The following is a 15,592-nucleotide window of genomic DNA, read 5'->3' as shown; positions in this document are numbered from 1 at the left end:
TTTATGTCATTTCGACCGAAGGGAGAAATCACATGCGCTGAATCCAAACTGAATTTCTACACCGTTTGTCATTTCGACCAAAGGAAGAAATCACATGCGCTGAATCCAAACTGAATTTCTACACCGTTTGTCATTTCGACCGAAGGGAGGAATCACATGCAAAATTTGACAAAGATTGAGATTGTAGGAGCGGAGTTTCTTGTGTGATTTCTCCCGTTGGTCGAAATGACAAAGTAGCGGGTTTTACTTGTTCTTCTCAACAATAGCAAGACCCAGACGAATTTTATCATATGATATTTTTTCATCAAAATAGTCAAAATACGGTTTTAAGCCGGAAGGGTATTCGAGTTCAATTTGAGCTTTGTGCAATTGTTTGACTTCGTCATTGGTTACAAACGAACTTAAATCGATTTCCTCGCCATCAAGATATAGTTTGGCTAAGTGTGATATAATGGTGGTATATCCTAAATTTCTTTTCCCTGCAATTTCTGTTACCGTTTTGCCATTTCTAAAAAGTTCTAAAGTAGTCTTATACGTATTGCTTTCTTTTTTGGCTTTTGTATTTGTTTTTTTTGCTTTTTGAAATGCTATAATGGTATTTATAAATTCGGAACCGTACTTTTCAAGTTTTGCATTTCCGACACCATCGATGGCAAGAAATTCGTCATCGCTCATCGGTCGTAATGTTTCCATTTGCCTTAAGGCGGCATCACTGAAAATTACGTAAGCCGGAACTTCTTCTTCCTGGGCGATTTCGTAACGCAGTTTTCGAAGAATTTCGAAAAGAAAATTTTTTGTGGCTTTTGTTTTGGTCTCTGCGATTTCGTTTTTGTCGATTGCTTTTTTAACGACTGTATTCAATTTTACTTTCTCTCCTTCAAACAGCACTTTTTTTGCAAAAGACGTCAGCAAAATTTTATTGTGCTGATGGAAAGCAATTTCAAGATAGCCCAAGTTAATGAGCTGAATTAAATACTGATTCCAATCGTACCACGAAATGTCGGAGCCAATTCCGTACGTTTTTAAGCTTTGATAATTTTTTTCGTAGATATATGCGTTTCTCGAGCCTCTTAAAAAATCAACAATTACAGCCAATGGTTCTGATTGCTGTAAACGGACAATTGCCGAGAGTGCTTTTTGCGCTAAAATAGTTCCGTCAAAAAAAGTGGGAGGATTTTTGCAGATATCACAGTTGCCACAATTTTCTTTTACGAGTTCGCCAAAATACGAAAGCAGAATTTTTCGGCGACAGCTTAAGGCATCGGCGTATTGTTTCATTCTTTCTAATTTGGCCAGCTGTACATCGGAGTTTAATCCTTCGGAGGCAAATTTCTGAAGTTGAATGACATCGGCATAACTTTCGAATAAAACGGTTTCGGCTGCTAGTCCGTCCCGGCCGGCACGTCCAATTTCCTGATAATAGCCTTCGATGTTTTTGGGTAAATTGTAATGAATGACCCAGCGGACATTGGATTTGTCAATTCCCATACCAAAGGCAATGGTAGCGCAAACGACCTGACAGTCATCATTGATAAACTCATCCTGAGTTTTGGCTCTCACTTTATTATCAAGACCGGCATGATAGGCTTTGGCGGTGATTCCGTTTTTCTTTAATTTTTCAGCCAGTTCTTCTGTGGTCTTTCGGCTTAAGCAGTAAACAATTCCGGATTCATTGGGTTTATTGGCAATGAAATCAATTATTTGTTTTACTCTGTCAAGAGCCGGGCGAACTTCGAGACTTAGATTTTTTCGGTCAAACGAGGCAACGAATGTTTTTGGATTTCTAAGTTTTAGCTGTTTGACGATATCGGTTCGGGTCGCCTTATCGGCAGTAGCCGTTAATGCCAGGACCGGAGTAGAAGGGAAGCGACTCTTTAAATATCCCAGATTGGTATAGGCCGGACGAAAGTCATGGCCCCAGGAAGAAATACAATGCGCTTCGTCGATCGCAATCAGGCTGATGGTCAGTTCGTTAAAAACCACATCCAGATATGAAAGGCTCTCCGGTGCAATGTAGACTAATTTGAAAGTATTTGATTTTAAATTGTCAATATAAAATTGCTGTTCCTGACTGGTTTGGCTGCTGTTGATGTAACAGGCATTAATACCATTTGTTTTTAAGCTGTCGACCTGATCTTTCATTAAGGCGATCAAAGGCGAAATGACAATGGTGATTCCGGGCAAGACTAAGGCCGGTAATTGAAAACAGATTGACTTTCCTCCTCCGGTGGGCATAATAGCTAAAGTATCCTGACCCGAAAGTATCGTATTAATGATAGTTTCCTGGTTGGGTCTGAATTTTTCAAATCCAAAATTTTCTTTTAGTTTGGCGTGTAGGATTTCTGAGGTCATGGCGTTGGCAATTACGGAAAAAGAATAAAAACAAATATATAGTATTTTTCCTATATTTAGATGAAGTAATTAGGGAATAATAAAAAAAGGAACCCGCATAGAGTTCCTTTTATTTATTTTGAAAAAGATTGCTTAATCTTCGTCTTCATCATCTTCGTCGTCAGCAATATCTTCTTTGTCTTCGTCATCGTCGTCGTCATCTCCACCGTCAACATCTGGTTTGTCCTGATTGTCATCGTCGTCGTCATCGTCGATATCATCATCAAGATCAAGACCTTTAACCGGTTCGATTGTATCCACGTCTACGTCGATATCGTCATCTTCATCATAATTTTCGATTCTGTCTGCAAGTTTAGTACTAATTTTTACCAAATAAATAGTGTCTTCAGTACGAACTTCAACGGCTTCTACTAATTCGTTTTTAGCATTTCTAAAACGGATTACATCCGAATCATCATAACCATCAGGAAATTTCTCTACCAAAAGGTTCAAAATTTCGTTGGTAAGTTTAGCGTAGTCTACTATAACTCTTTTCATAAATATCCTATAAATCTAATAAATAAGCAAAAATTAATGGAGCAACAATTGTAGCGTCCGACTCAATAATAAATTTAGGGGTTTTAATATCTAATTTACCCCAAGTGATTTTTTCGTTTGGAACCGCTCCAGAGTACGAACCGTAACTGGTTGTTGAATCTGAAATTTGACAGAAATAGCTCCAGAATGGAACATCGTGCATTTCCATATCCTGGTACAACATTGGTACCACACAAATAGGGAAATCTCCTGCAATACCACCACCAATTTGGAAGAATCCAATTCCGTTAGTGCTATTTTTTGGATACCAGTCTGCAAGGAAAGTCATGTACTCAATACCTGATTTCATCGTAGAGGCTTTTAATTCGCCTTTGATTACGTATGAAGCAAAGATATTTCCCATTGTACTGTCTTCCCAACCCGGAACAATAATAGGTAAATTTTTCTCGGCAGCGGCATACATCCAGCTGTCTTTTAAATCAATTTCGTAGTATTCTTCTAAAACGCCTGACAACAACATTTTGTACATGAATTCATGAGGAAAATAACGTTCTCCTTTATCATCGGCATCTTTCCAGATTTTGTAAATGTGTTTTTGTAAACGACGGAATGCTTCATGTTCTGGGATACAAGTGTCTGTAACACGGTTTAATCCTCTTTCTAATAAAGCCCATTCGTCTTCAGGTGTTAAATCACGATAGTTTGGCACTCTTTCGTAGTGTGAGTGTGCCACTAAGTTCATGATGTCTTCTTCTAGATTGGCTCCAGTACAAGAAATAATTTGTACTTTATCTTGTCTAATAATTTCGGCAAAAATTTTACCAATTTCTGCTGTACTCATAGCGCCAGCCATACTTACCATCATTTTAGCTCCGTTTGCCAATTGTTGCTCGTATGCTTTTGCAGCATCAACTAGAGAGGCAGAGTTGAAGTGTAAATAATGTTTTTCAATAAACTGACTGATTGGTCCTTTCATTTGTTCTTGTTTTTTTATTTTTTTTTGAATTAAAAGTTTAACCTTTTAGTGGTACTGCAAATTAATAATTTTATATTTATTAACTTTTATTTGGCAGGTTTTTTTTATACTTTTTTAGTGTATCCTAAAATCTTTAACACATCGTCAGAAGTTTGCTGTTCTGAGAAAACTTCAGTGGCTAAAATACCATTTTCGTCACGATCTATTAAGATATGTTTAGGTTGTGGAATCAGGCAGTGGTGTAAACCGCCATAACCTCCAATGGTTTCCTGATACGCACCAGTATTAAAGAAACCAATATACAAAGGTTTTTCTTTGTTGTATTTAGGCAAATAAATGGCGTTCATGTTTTGCTCTGAGTTGTAATAATCGTCACTATCACAAGTCAAACCACCCAATAAAACCCGCTCGTAAGTATCGTTCCAGCGGTTTACGGCCAGCATGATAAAACGTTTGTTTATAGCCCAGGTATCCGGTAAAGTGGTAATGAATGAGGAATCAATCATGTTCCATTTTTCCCTGTCATTTTGTTGTTTTTGATATAAAATCTGATAGATCGCACCACCGCTTTCACCTACTGTAAAAGATCCAAATTCTGTAAAGATATTTGGTACATCTACTTCAGCCTCATCACATGCAATTTTAATCTGATTGATGATTTCGTCAATCATGTACTGATAATCATATTCAAAGGCAAGTGAGTTTTTAATTGGAAAACCGCCTCCGATATTTAATCCGTCAAGGGTAGGGCATTCCTTTTTAAGTGCAATGTATACTTTGATACATTTTACCAACTCATTCCAGTAATATGAGGTATCATTTATTCCGGTATTGATAAAAAAGTGAAGCATTTTAAGCTCTAGTTTATCATTCTCCTGAATTTGTTTTTTATAGAACGAAACGATGTTTTTGTATCCGATTCCTAATCTTGACGTATAGAACTCGAATTTAGGTTCTTCTTCCGCTGCAATACGAATTCCAATTTTGAATTTCCCTTTGATTTCCGCCTGAAGTAAATCTAATTCTTCGTAGTTATCAATGATTGGAATAGTGTTTTTATGTCCGCTGTTGATTAATCTTGCAATATTGGTAATGTATTCGTCTCTTTTGAAACCATTGCAGATAACATAAGTACTTTTGTTGATTTTGCCATTTTCAAGTAAATTCTCTACGATATTAACATCAAAAGCTGATGATGTTTCGATGTGAATGTTGTTCTTGAAAGCTTCATTCATAATGTATTCAAAATGAGAGCTTTTTGTGCAATAACAGTAGTAGTACTTTGCATCGTACTTGTTTTTTTCCATTGATTTTCTGAACCAGGCTTTTGCCTTATTGATGTTCTCTGAAATCTGCGGCAAATATGTAAACTTTAATGGCGTGCCATATTGCTCTACCAATTTCATCAAATCGATGTTGTGAAATTGAAGATTGTCTTTGTTTAATTTGAATTCCGCTTGTGGAAAGTAATAGGTTTGATTGATTAGATCTGAATATTTTGTATTCATTTATTTTTTAATATTAAGGATGTGAATTTTATTTTATAGATGACAAATGTTTAATCTATAATTCAAACCCTAATATTAGCAAATACAATTTGCAGTTTTTCGTGTTCCGCTTTTGAGCACAAAAAAACATCAAAACAAAACGGACTTTTACTATTATAAAAACGATTCAACATTCTTAATAAAGAACTATTGAGCCGGTTTCTATAGGAGTTAAAATGTCTTTGTTTACTGTTTGTTTTCATCGTGGCAAATGTAAAAAATAATATATACCTAAAGCAAAGCTTTTTTATTAAAAAAAGTTTAATACTTATAATCCTGAAACGCGTCTAGAATTAATTTATTTTCAACCGATTGGTTAATTTTTATTTTTCCGATTCCTTCGATTAACGCAAATTGAATTAAACCGTACTCATTTTTTTTGTCGTGAATAAGCAATTCAAGGATCGGATCGATATCATTTTCTTCGATTTCTACATCGTCATAAATGCTTTTAAGATTGCTTTTAATTTCGGCATATTCTGTTTCCGTAATTAAGCCTTTTTGCAGGGATATGTAGCTTTCAAGGATCATTCCAATCGCTATGGCTTCACCGTGCAACAAGGTTGTTTTGGTTTCACTTTCCAAAAAGTAACTTTCAATAGCGTGTCCTAACGTATGTCCGAAATTCAATGCTTTACGAATGTTTTTTTCAGTTGGATCCTGAATTACAATGTTGTTTTTAATTTCAACAGAGCGATAAATCAACGCATCTAATCCGTCATATAAAATTGCTTTTAAATTTAAAAACTGTCTCCAGTAGGCTGCATCGTAAATCAAACCGTGTTTTAGCATTTCGGCAAGTCCTGAACGCATTTCGCCTTGTGGTAATGTTTCGAGATAGTTTATATCAATCAATACCATTTGAGGTACGTTAATTACACCGATCTGGTTTTTTAAATTGCCTAAATCTACTCCGGTTTTTCCTCCAACAGAAGCATCGACCATAGATAATAAGGTAGTAGGGATATTGATAAAATCAACTCCACGTTTAAAGGTTGAAGCGACAAAACCTCCTAAATCTGTTACAACACCACCACCCAGATTAATGATAAGCGACTTTCTGTCGGCACCAAGCTCTGTCAATACTTTCCAGATTTCGATACAGGTTTCAATGTTTTTATTGATTTCTCCGGCTTCAAATTCAATAATTTCTATCGTCAAATCAGTTTCAAGCAAAGGCAGGAACTTTGGTAAACAATACTCATTGGTTTGCGTATCAACGATGATAAACAAATTAGAATATTTATTTTCTTTTAAGTGATTGTTTAAAGCTTCGTATGCAGTTTGGTTAAAATGCACAAGATAATTATTGGCTTGGATGGATTGCATATGTCTGTAGTTAATTGAAAGCGCAAAATAAGGCATTTTTCACTAAATAATATCCAAAGTTTTGTTCTTATTTGTTTTAAAATGAATCATTCTAGATAAGGACGAGCGCGTTTGTTTCGAATTTTCTTTCAAAAAAAAGGAATCCGACAGGCTTCTGATGTTATAATTTACAGAAATGTAACAATGTTGTTGCCGATACTGAAAAATTGGGTATCGATTAGTGAAGAATATTCAAAACTCTATCTATATTTGCATAAAAAACTGACCTTAATGGAAAAAATATTTGATAACACTCAGGTTGCATTTTCACTAAAAAGTGATACGGAACTTGACAGAGCTTATTTTCTTTTTAAAATGATCGACAGCCAGCCCTTGGTGAGGATAGGAACCGCTGTTACCAATTTTGCAATTAAAGCAAATCTTCCGGTAGAAGGATTGATTCGCGCAACTGTTTTTGACCATTTTTGTGGTGGTGTAAACGAAGACGATTGTATTACAGTGGTAGACAAAATGTTTACCAAAGGTGTTTCATCAGTGTTGGATTATTCAGTTGAAGGAAAAGAAGAGGAAGAGCAGTTTGATGCTGCTTTAGAAATGACTTTAAAAACTATTGAATTTGCTAAAGAGCGTTTGGCGATTCCGTTTGCTGTATTTAAGCCAACAGGTTTTGGTCGTTTTGAATTGTATGAAAAATTAGGAGAAAAACAAACATTGACTCCGGTTGAACAAGCAGAGTGGGATAGAGTAGTAGCCCGTTTTGATAAGGTTTGTGGTGAAGCTCACAAAAAAGATGTGGCTTTATTAATTGACGGTGAAGAAAGCTGGATGCAGGATGCAGCCGATGATTTGGTTACCGATATGATGCGCAAATACAATAAAGAGAAAGCGATTGTTTTTAATACTTTGCAAATGTACCGCTGGGATCGTTTGGACTATTTGAAAAAATTACATGAAGTAGCTAAAAACGAAGGTTTCTTTATTGGAATGAAATTGGTTCGTGGTGCTTATATGGAGAAAGAAAACAAGCGTGCAGAAGAGAAAAATTATGTTTCGCCAATTTGTGTCTCTAAAGAAGCTACAGATATTAACTATGATGCTGCTGTACATTATATGGCAGAACACCTGGATATCATGTCGATTTTTGCAGGGACTCACAATGAATTGAGCTCTTATAAATTGATGGAAATGATGCAGGAGAAAGGAGTTGCCAAAAACGATACTAAAATCTGGTTTGGACAATTGTACGGAATGAGTGATAATATTAGTTATAATTTAGCTGAGAATGGCTATAATGTAGCGAAGTATTTACCATTTGGACCTGTAAAAGACGTTATGCCGTACTTAATTCGTCGTGCAGAAGAGAATACCTCTGTTGCGGGGCAAACAAGCCGCGAATTGTCTATGATTAAAGCAGAACGTAAGAGAAGAAAAGGAAAATAATAGTAAAAATTCCAATAAATTTAAAAATCCCAAATCCCAATTGTTATGATTGGAATTTGGGATTTTTTGTATTTGGAATTTAGGATCTCCTAATCGATCGCTTAAATCGGATAGGTTTTTAAAACCTGTCGGGTTTAAATCTTCAATAAAAAAAATCCAAATCCCAACTGTTACGATTGGAATTTGGAATTTGTATATTGGAATTTCATTTTTTTAAAAAGAGACCTGGCATTGCAACACGACCATGCCCAATCGATCGTTTTGTTTGTAAGCGCCTAGTAGTGTTTTATCAAACACCGCTCTGTTTTGATAGTTTAAACTGAATTTTGGTCCCAAAGTACCTGTAGTGTAATAATTTACGCCTAATTCGTACATAGTCATTGGTGTGTCTAAAGCTTCTAAATCGGCAATTTGTGTAGCGGCATAAGGCTGAAAACGGCCTTTCTGGGCTGGATTGTCTGATTTCCCAAAAAGATACCCTAGCTGTGCGTAATAAATATTTCCGGTACCTACACCAATAAACCCTGCGCCTGAACCATTTATTAAAGTATTGTCTCCAATAGCGGGATTCGGGGTGTTAACGGACTGAATGTAGTTTTTACCATAATTATTGTTGTTGAAAGCGGCGTAAGCTGTTATAGCAGCTCCTTTGTTATTAATCTGACTGTCGTAAAAAACATCAAGACCTAAGATTTTCATGTCGTCATACGCAACTGTTGCATCGGGTGTTAGACGCCACATGGCTTTGGCCTGGGTCATATAACCTAAGGCAACATTCAGGATTTTCTTTGTGCCTAAGTAAGTTCCTTTATGGTAGGCATCTTCAAGCGATTCTTTATCGAAGAAAGAATAAGTTAGAATCCCCGAGTATTGTGCTCTTGGTGTTTGCGTGCTTACCGAAGAATTTATTCCCAGATTGTCTGCTGTATTTCGATACGGATTTGTGATAGCCGCACGGTAATTAAACTTGCCCAAATATCCTTTAGCATAAATGCTTAAATTTCGATTTCCGAAGGTTGATGATATGTTTGTAAACTGCTGGTACATTGGAGTGTCCAGCGTAAGGTGTGATGAAGAACTGTTTGCCGAATAACGCGTGGTTCCTGCTCCCCAGGCTGTCAATCCACCACCGATATGAAGTTTTTCGTTGAAATGGTACTCTCCCAATGCGTCCATAACCGAAAGAGGTGCATTTGAAGGACCGTTATTTTGAGTAAAATTAATATTGTTCTGACCTAACTGAAGATGAAAGAAAATATTCTCAGTCAGCATTCCCATAGCCTGCAAACGCAAACGTCTGATTACAACATCATAAGTATCGCTAACTTCATTTGTGCCAATTTTACTGCCTTCGTTCAATTCTGCATATCTTCCCCAAACCTGAAGGTTCATTCCGAATTTGATGTATTGCGCTCCGTCTTTGGAAATGTTAACTACGTTAAAAGGTTTTTCCTGAGCCAGAACACTGATGGTATTTAAAACAATAAACAATAAAATTAAAACGATTCTTAAATGTGGCATTACTTTAAAATTAAAATGAGTTAGTACTATTTACATTTCGGTTAAGAGTTGCTGAATTGAAGATTACTTAAGTTTTTATAAGTTCCGTTCTCCAAATTGATTAATTCCTGGTGTGTACCTTCTTCTGTAATTTTTCCATTATCGAGAACCAAAATTTTATCAGCATTTCTAATAGTCGAAAGACGGTGAGCAATAATAATACTGGTTCTTCCTTCCATTAAAACTTCTAAAGCTTCCTGAACCAGTTTTTCACTTTCACTATCCAAAGAAGACGTGGCTTCATCTAAAATTAAGATACTTGGATTTTTAAGCAATGCTCTGGCTATAGCGATACGCTGACGCTGTCCGCCAGACAATTTAACACCGCGTTCTCCTACCAGAGTCTCGAATTTTTCAGGGAAACCTTCAACAAAATTAAAGGCATTGGCTTGTTTTGCAGCTGCTATAATTTCTTCGTTGGTAGCATCCGGTTTTCCGTATGCGATATTTTCTTTAATCGTTCCTCCAAACAGAATAACATCCTGAGGAACAATACTCATATTGCCGCGTAGATCTTCCAAATCGTAATCATAGATGCTTTTTCCATCCACAATTATTTCGCCTGAAGTTATGTCGTAAAAACGTAAAAGTAAGGAAGATATAGTCGATTTTCCGGCACCACTTGGGCCTACAATCGCAATTTTCTGACCGAATTCGGCTGTAAAATTCACATCTTTTAAAACCTCAATTTCCTTTCTTGAAGGATAGCTGAAGGCAACATTTTTGAAGGCAACATTTCCTTTGATTTTTTCGATAGGAGTAGTTCTCGCTTTTGCATTGATCTCTTCCGGAGTTTCTTCCAGTAATTCAAAAACACGTTCGGTTGCACCTACTGCTTTTTGAATCTGAGCATACATCTCGGCAATACCTCCAAAAGAGGCTCCGATAAATGTAGTATAAAGTACAAACGAAATTAAATCTCCAACGCCTTCAACTTCACCTTTAATGGTTAGGGTGATTCCGTACCAAACTACAGCAACCACACAGCCAAAAAGACAAAGGATGATAAACGAAGCAAAATAACCTCTGTACTGTCCGCCTTTAATAGCGATTTTTACAATTTCTTTGATTTTATTTTTATAACGCTGGATTTCATACCATTCGTTGGCAAAAGCTTTTACATTGCTGATTCCTTGCAGCGTTTCTTCTACAATCACCTGACTTTCGGCTACTTTATCCTGTGTTTTCTTTCCGTATTTACGGATGAATCTTCCAAAAACAACGGCCGCTACCGCTACAATTGGCACGATGGCCAACATCATCAGGGTTAGTTTCGGACTGATGTTTCCTAAAATAACAAATCCACCAATAATTAAAATCAGCTGGCGTAAGAACTCAGCGATAGTGGTGGTGAAGGTGTCTTGCAGTTGTGAAATATCAGCACTAATTCGGCTGTTTAATTCCCCAACACGTTTTTGAGAATAAAATGACATCGGTAATTTTACTAAATTCTCGTATAACGCAAAACGAATATTGGAAAGTGAATTTTCGGTAAAATTTACAAAAAGTGAAATTCTGAAAAAAGAGAAGATAGCCTGTAGTGTCAGGATAACCATAAGACCGACGGCAATTTCGTTGGCTCTGTTCAGGTTTTTATTTGTCACACAATCCACCAGCATTCCCATTAATTTTGGAAAGGCAAGGGCAGTGGCGCTGGTTAATAAGAGAAAAACCAAACCCAGAAAAAATTTCCATTTGTGGTTTTTACCGTATTTAAAAATTCGAAGTGCTTTTTGAAGTGAATTAGAGTCTAATTTAGCTTTAGGTAAATCGTTTTCTTGATATCTAGGCATTTGAGTATACTATTAAGGTATGCAAATGTATGATTCTAGCCAGTGAATACAAAAGAATATTCGAAATTACCCCTAGAGATTTCATTTTTTAACTAAATGGGAAAGAAAGCTAAAAAATATTTGTTTTTTAAGGGGTTGATAAATAGATTGCTAAGAAATATTTTGAAAAACTATTTCATTTTTTTTCAAAATAAGCTTGTAAATGCAAAATCTAACTGTATATTTGCACTCGCAATCACAAACGATAGCAACCTAGTAAAATAGGGCGATTAGCTCAGCTGGTTCAGAGCACCTCGTTTACACCGAGGGGGTCGGGGGTTCGAACCCCTCATCGCCCACAAAAATACAACCTTCAAAGTCATATGATTTTGGAGGTTTTTTGTTTTATGGAAGATCTATGGTGTTGTTGTTTGTAATTTATTTAGCGAAAGCGGGTAGGGGGTTTAAATCCTTGGTCGCCTACAAATAACACCACCTCTAAAGTCGTTTGATTTTGGAGGTTTTTTATTTTATGAGGACCTATGAGTTGTTGGTTACATTTTATTCGGTGAAAGAAGGAATAAATTTATGATTAACTTAGCTTGTTCGAATTAAGTAAATTAAAGTAGGAAAATAGAGTTTATAAATCAATAAAAAAAGATAATATGAGTGCACATAACAATGCAAAAAAGGGCGATATAGCAGATTTTGTTTTACTTCCTGGTGATCCCAGAAGAGCAAAGTTGATAGCGGAAACGTTTTTAACAGATGTAATATGTTATAATGAGGTGAGAGGAATGTTGGGCTATACTGGTTATTATAATGGTAAGAGAATTAGCGTGCAGGGTACAGGTATGGGGATGCCATCAATTTCTATTTATATTACAGAATTGATTGAAGAATATGGTGTAGAAACATTGGTTAGAATTGGGTCTTGTGGTTCTATTCAGGAGGATGTAAACATGATGGATATTGTTTTGGCTATGAGTGCGTGTACGGATTCCGGGATGAATAAGCTTAGATTTAATGGGAGTGATTTTGCTCCGACAGCCAATTTTGAATTATTAAAAAAAGCCAATGAAATTGCAGAGAAAAGTACGGTAAAAACTCATATAGGATCAGTATTGACATCTGATTTTTTCTATACTGAAAGTCATTTAGGTGATCCTTTTTTAAATTGGAAAACTTACGGCGTGTTGGGTGTTGATATGGAAACAGCTGCGTTGTATTCTATTGCTTCCAAATACAGAAAAAAGGCGCTGTCTATTTTGACAGTATCCGATCATATTCTTAGAAAAGAATCTTTATCGGCAGATGACAGGCAAAATTCTTTTAAAGAAATGATGGATTTAGCGTTGCAGTTAGCTTAGTTAAATTGTGCTGAAATATTAGGTTGCAGAGGTTTTGTTTTAATCCCTCATCGACCATCGAGAAACTCCTTAAGAAATTAAGGAGTTTTTTTTATGCGTTGCATTTTTTAATTTTATTTGAACAAGTAGGGAGATGGAATTGCTTCAAAATAGGCCTGAATTAATTACCATTTCAAAAAAAACGATTTATCTAAAAAGCCAATTCCGGTATTCTTTTTTTGTGTAGTATTGTAAAATCTTATTCTTGATAGAAGAGTGTTACTGCTTCGGTTAAGGGGCAGATGTGCACAGAAAATAAGTGAATTGCAAGTAGATCAAAACCTATGGCAGACAGGAAATGAAGGAAATTATCGAACTTTCGGAGAAGACAATAACCATCGACAGAAACGAATTTCTGAAGGTGAAAGGCAGTATTGATACCAATATGTATTTTATAGTAAGCGGAAGCCTTAGGATTTTTGTTTTAGACGAATATGAAGAACGAACCATTAGATTTGGTTATAAAGAAAATTTGATCGTTTCATTGGATTCTTTTTTGACGGGTAAACCTTCCGATTTGTTTATTCAGGCGATCAAAAAAACGGTGCTAAAAGTGGTGGATAAACAACAAATTGATCAATTTTTAGACGCAGAAAGCAATAGAAATTTATGGATTAAAATTCTGGAAAATTTGGTTGTTCAGCAAATGGAGCGGGAGATTGATATACTGACCAATTCGCCAAAAGAAAGATATGAAAGGGTTTTAAAAAGAAGTCCACAGCTTTTTCAGGAAATCCCAAACCGGCATATTGCTAATTATTTAAGGATGAGTGCTGAAACTTTATCCCGGTTAAAAAAGTCTTGACTTCAATCAAGATTTATTGAAAATGCTTTTTACAATTTTGCATAAAGAAAAATAAAACTATGCAATCAGGGAAATTAATACAGACGCTTTTAGAGCAGACAAGGCAAATTATCAATCAGGCAGAAAAATTAAAAAATTATGATTTGAATGCTCTAACTTGGAGGGAAAACGAAACTTCCTGGAGCATTCTGGAATGTTTGGAACATTTGAATTTGTATGGTGACTTTTATTTATCGCAAATAGAAAGCGAGATAAAACAATCAACCACCAAAACTGATGTTGAATTTAAAAGCGGAATTTTAGGGAGTTACTTTGCAAAAAGCATGTTGCCAAAAGAAAAGCCAAACAAAATGAAAACTTTTAAAGACAAAAATCCGTTGAATACTAAACTGGATCAATCGGTAATTGACAGGTTTATAAACCAGCAAATCAAACTTTTGGACTTGTTAAATCAATCGGGAAAAGTGAGTTTAAACAAAGTGAAGATTAAGATTTCAATTTCAAACTTCATTAAGTTAAAACTGGGAGACACTTTTCAATTTTTGATCAATCATATGATTAGACATTTCAATCAGATAGACAAAATACAGATTGCGATGAAAAATGCCAGACAGTAATATTTAACAAACTGCATACCTCAGGATTAAAGAAAAGATTAGAGACCACTTTTGAACAATAATAGGATTATGGACAGATATAAAGAAACATTTGAAACCTGGAACAAAATTGCTTTACCCTATCAGGATAAGTTTATGGATTTGGATCTGTATAACGACACCTATGACTTTGTTTGCAATTCATTTGACAAAGTAAATCCCAAAATTTTGGAGATTGGTTGCGGTCCCGGAAACATTACAAAGTATCTGTTATCAAAGCGACCTGACTTTGATATTTTTGGGATCGACATCGCCCCAAATATGATAGAACTTGCAGCTACGAACAATCCAACGGCGAGTTTTGCTGTGATGGACAGCAGGCAAATCGATGAAATTAAAGTAAAATACGATGGAATAGTTTGCGGTTTTTGTTTGCCATATCTGTCTCAGTCAGATAGTAGGAAGCTTATTAAGGACTGTTTTAATTTACTGAATGAAAATGGATTGGTTTATATGAGTTTTGTAGAAGGTGAGTCCAGTCAATCCGGTTTTCAGGTGGGTAGTAGTGGTGCTAGGAGTTATTTCTATTATCATAATTTAAATGATTTAAAAGAACTTTTTTCTGAGAATCAATTTGGAGAATTTGAAATATTTAAAGTAAAATATAAAAAATCAGAGACCGAAATGGATGTTCATACCATAGTAACGGCCAGAAAAAAATGGAGCACTTAAACCGATTTGACTTATTTTTAAAGTTTATAAGCGTGCCTGAAATGCCTTTAAACTCTAGTAACTTTGCACAGAAGGCTTGTAGAGGGTGTTGGTTAAAATTATTTGATTTTTTTTCAAAATAAACTTGCAAATACAAAATCTAGCTGTATATTTGCACTCGCAATCACAAACGATAGCAACCTAGTAAAATAGGGCGATTAGCTCAGCTGGTTCAGAGCACCTCGTTTACACCGAGGGGGTCGGGGGTTCGAACCCCTCATCGCCCACAATAACTCCTTAATTTTTCTAAGGAGTTTTTTTATGGCTTACCGAACTACACGGATTATAAATCTGTGTTAACGGACTAGGGGAGATACTCAAGCGGCCAACGAGGGCAGACTGTAAATCTGCTGTGTGAACTTCGCAGGTTCGAATCCTGCTCTCCCCACACAAGGGTAAAAGAAGTAAAAGGAAACTTTTCAATCTTTTAAAAACCGAAATATTTCAAAAACCTGTAAATCGCAAGATTTACAGGTTTTTTGTTTTTGATGCTATTTT

General features: G+C 35.8%; 12 protein-coding genes and 3 tRNA genes. 8 read left to right on the top strand and 7 right to left on the bottom strand.

The features are described from left to right. Positions 1-243 precede the first annotated feature (243 nt). The 5 genes from recQ to aroB form a co-directional block, all read right to left on the bottom strand. Positions 244-2,352, bottom strand: coding sequence for a DNA helicase RecQ (gene recQ, locus ACN1CN_RS01405; protein ID WP_419134378.1), 2,109 nt, complete (start codon positions 2,350-2,352; stop codon positions 244-246). A 132-nt stretch (positions 2,353-2,484) separates the two neighbouring features. Continuing rightward, complete coding sequence (locus ACN1CN_RS01400) at positions 2,485-2,889, bottom strand: DNA primase (RefSeq protein ID WP_264523865.1); 405 nt, start codon at positions 2,887-2,889, stop codon at positions 2,485-2,487. A gap of 7 nt (positions 2,890-2,896) precedes the next feature. Further along, the gene (locus ACN1CN_RS01395) at positions 2,897-3,865 is read right to left on the bottom strand and encodes a deoxyhypusine synthase family protein (protein ID WP_173966619.1); all 969 of its coding nucleotides are present in this window, start codon (positions 3,863-3,865) and stop codon (positions 2,897-2,899) included. 104 nt (positions 3,866-3,969) lie between these two features. Beyond that, complete coding sequence (locus tag ACN1CN_RS01390; protein ID WP_264523866.1) at positions 3,970-5,373, bottom strand: arginine decarboxylase; 1,404 nt, start codon at positions 5,371-5,373, stop codon at positions 3,970-3,972. A gap of 300 nt (positions 5,374-5,673) precedes the next feature. Further along, entirely contained in the window at positions 5,674-6,741 is a 1,068-nt protein-coding gene (gene aroB, locus ACN1CN_RS01385) for a 3-dehydroquinate synthase (RefSeq protein WP_419134377.1), read from the bottom strand. A 270-nt stretch (positions 6,742-7,011) separates the two neighbouring features. Here aroB and ACN1CN_RS01380 point away from each other — a divergent pair, with 270 nt between their 5' ends. Further along, positions 7,012-8,181 (top strand): proline dehydrogenase family protein, encoded by a 1,170-nt coding sequence (locus ACN1CN_RS01380; protein WP_419134376.1) that lies wholly within the window; start codon positions 7,012-7,014, stop codon positions 8,179-8,181. Positions 8,182-8,394: 213 nt separating this feature from the next. Here ACN1CN_RS01380 and ACN1CN_RS01375 read toward each other — a convergent pair whose 3' ends face one another. Continuing rightward, a complete protein-coding gene (locus tag ACN1CN_RS01375; protein WP_264523869.1) occupies positions 8,395-9,702 on the bottom strand; it encodes an OprO/OprP family phosphate-selective porin in 1,308 nt (435 codons plus the stop codon). Positions 9,703-9,743: 41 nt separating this feature from the next. Then, positions 9,744-11,534 (bottom strand): ABC transporter ATP-binding protein, encoded by a 1,791-nt coding sequence (locus ACN1CN_RS01370; RefSeq protein ID WP_291287401.1) that lies wholly within the window; start codon positions 11,532-11,534, stop codon positions 9,744-9,746. Positions 11,535-11,797: 263 nt separating this feature from the next. Between ACN1CN_RS01370 and ACN1CN_RS01365 the strand changes: the two genes are divergently transcribed. The 7 genes from ACN1CN_RS01365 to ACN1CN_RS01335 all read left to right on the top strand — a co-directional run bounded on the left by ACN1CN_RS01365 (position 11,798) and on the right by ACN1CN_RS01335 (position 15,482). Then, positions 11,798-11,872 (top strand) — tRNA-Val (locus ACN1CN_RS01365). 306 nt (positions 11,873-12,178) lie between these two features. Then, the gene (gene deoD, locus ACN1CN_RS01360) at positions 12,179-12,883 is read left to right on the top strand and encodes a purine-nucleoside phosphorylase (RefSeq protein WP_419134375.1); all 705 of its coding nucleotides are present in this window, start codon (positions 12,179-12,181) and stop codon (positions 12,881-12,883) included. Between the two features lie 337 nt (positions 12,884-13,220). Continuing rightward, the gene (locus tag ACN1CN_RS01355; protein WP_419134374.1) at positions 13,221-13,727 is read left to right on the top strand and encodes a Crp/Fnr family transcriptional regulator; all 507 of its coding nucleotides are present in this window, start codon (positions 13,221-13,223) and stop codon (positions 13,725-13,727) included. A 59-nt stretch (positions 13,728-13,786) separates the two neighbouring features. Next, positions 13,787-14,344 (top strand): DinB family protein, encoded by a 558-nt coding sequence (locus tag ACN1CN_RS01350; RefSeq protein WP_419134373.1) that lies wholly within the window; start codon positions 13,787-13,789, stop codon positions 14,342-14,344. A 69-nt stretch (positions 14,345-14,413) separates the two neighbouring features. Continuing rightward, on the top strand, positions 14,414-15,055 hold the full coding sequence (locus tag ACN1CN_RS01345) for a class I SAM-dependent methyltransferase (protein ID WP_419134372.1): 642 nt from the start codon (positions 14,414-14,416) through the stop codon (positions 15,053-15,055). Between the two features lie 191 nt (positions 15,056-15,246). Beyond that, a tRNA-Val gene (locus ACN1CN_RS01340) sits at positions 15,247-15,321 on the top strand. Positions 15,322-15,401: 80 nt separating this feature from the next. After that, a tRNA-Tyr gene (locus ACN1CN_RS01335) sits at positions 15,402-15,482 on the top strand. Positions 15,483-15,592 lie beyond the last annotated feature (110 nt).

The organism is Flavobacterium sp. T12S277 (genome assembly GCF_048514875.1).
Classification (GTDB): domain Bacteria; phylum Bacteroidota; class Bacteroidia; order Flavobacteriales; family Flavobacteriaceae; genus Flavobacterium.
Note: the sequence above shows the minus strand (reverse complement) of the source record. Positions and strands in the feature narration are given on the sequence as shown.

Coding starts and splice junctions, on each gene's coding strand:
- deoD (WP_419134375.1), top strand. CDS start 12,179: ATGAGTGCACATAACAATGCAAAAAAGGGCGATATAGCAGATTTTGTT.
- ACN1CN_RS01370 (WP_291287401.1), bottom strand. CDS start 11,534: ATGCCTAGATATCAAGAAAACGATTTACCTAAAGCTAAATTAGACTCT.
- ACN1CN_RS01350 (WP_419134373.1), top strand. CDS start 13,787: ATGCAATCAGGGAAATTAATACAGACGCTTTTAGAGCAGACAAGGCAA.
- ACN1CN_RS01395 (WP_173966619.1), bottom strand. CDS start 3,865: ATGAAAGGACCAATCAGTCAGTTTATTGAAAAACATTATTTACACTTC.
- recQ (WP_419134378.1), bottom strand. CDS start 2,352: ATGACCTCAGAAATCCTACACGCCAAACTAAAAGAAAATTTTGGATTT.
- ACN1CN_RS01400 (WP_264523865.1), bottom strand. CDS start 2,889: ATGAAAAGAGTTATAGTAGACTACGCTAAACTTACCAACGAAATTTTG.
- ACN1CN_RS01380 (WP_419134376.1), top strand. CDS start 7,012: ATGGAAAAAATATTTGATAACACTCAGGTTGCATTTTCACTAAAAAGT.
- ACN1CN_RS01355 (WP_419134374.1), top strand. CDS start 13,221: ATGAAGGAAATTATCGAACTTTCGGAGAAGACAATAACCATCGACAGA.
- ACN1CN_RS01390 (WP_264523866.1), bottom strand. CDS start 5,373: ATGAATACAAAATATTCAGATCTAATCAATCAAACCTATTACTTTCCA.
- aroB (WP_419134377.1), bottom strand. CDS start 6,741: ATGCAATCCATCCAAGCCAATAATTATCTTGTGCATTTTAACCAAACT.
- ACN1CN_RS01345 (WP_419134372.1), top strand. CDS start 14,414: ATGGACAGATATAAAGAAACATTTGAAACCTGGAACAAAATTGCTTTA.
- ACN1CN_RS01375 (WP_264523869.1), bottom strand. CDS start 9,702: ATGCCACATTTAAGAATCGTTTTAATTTTATTGTTTATTGTTTTAAAT.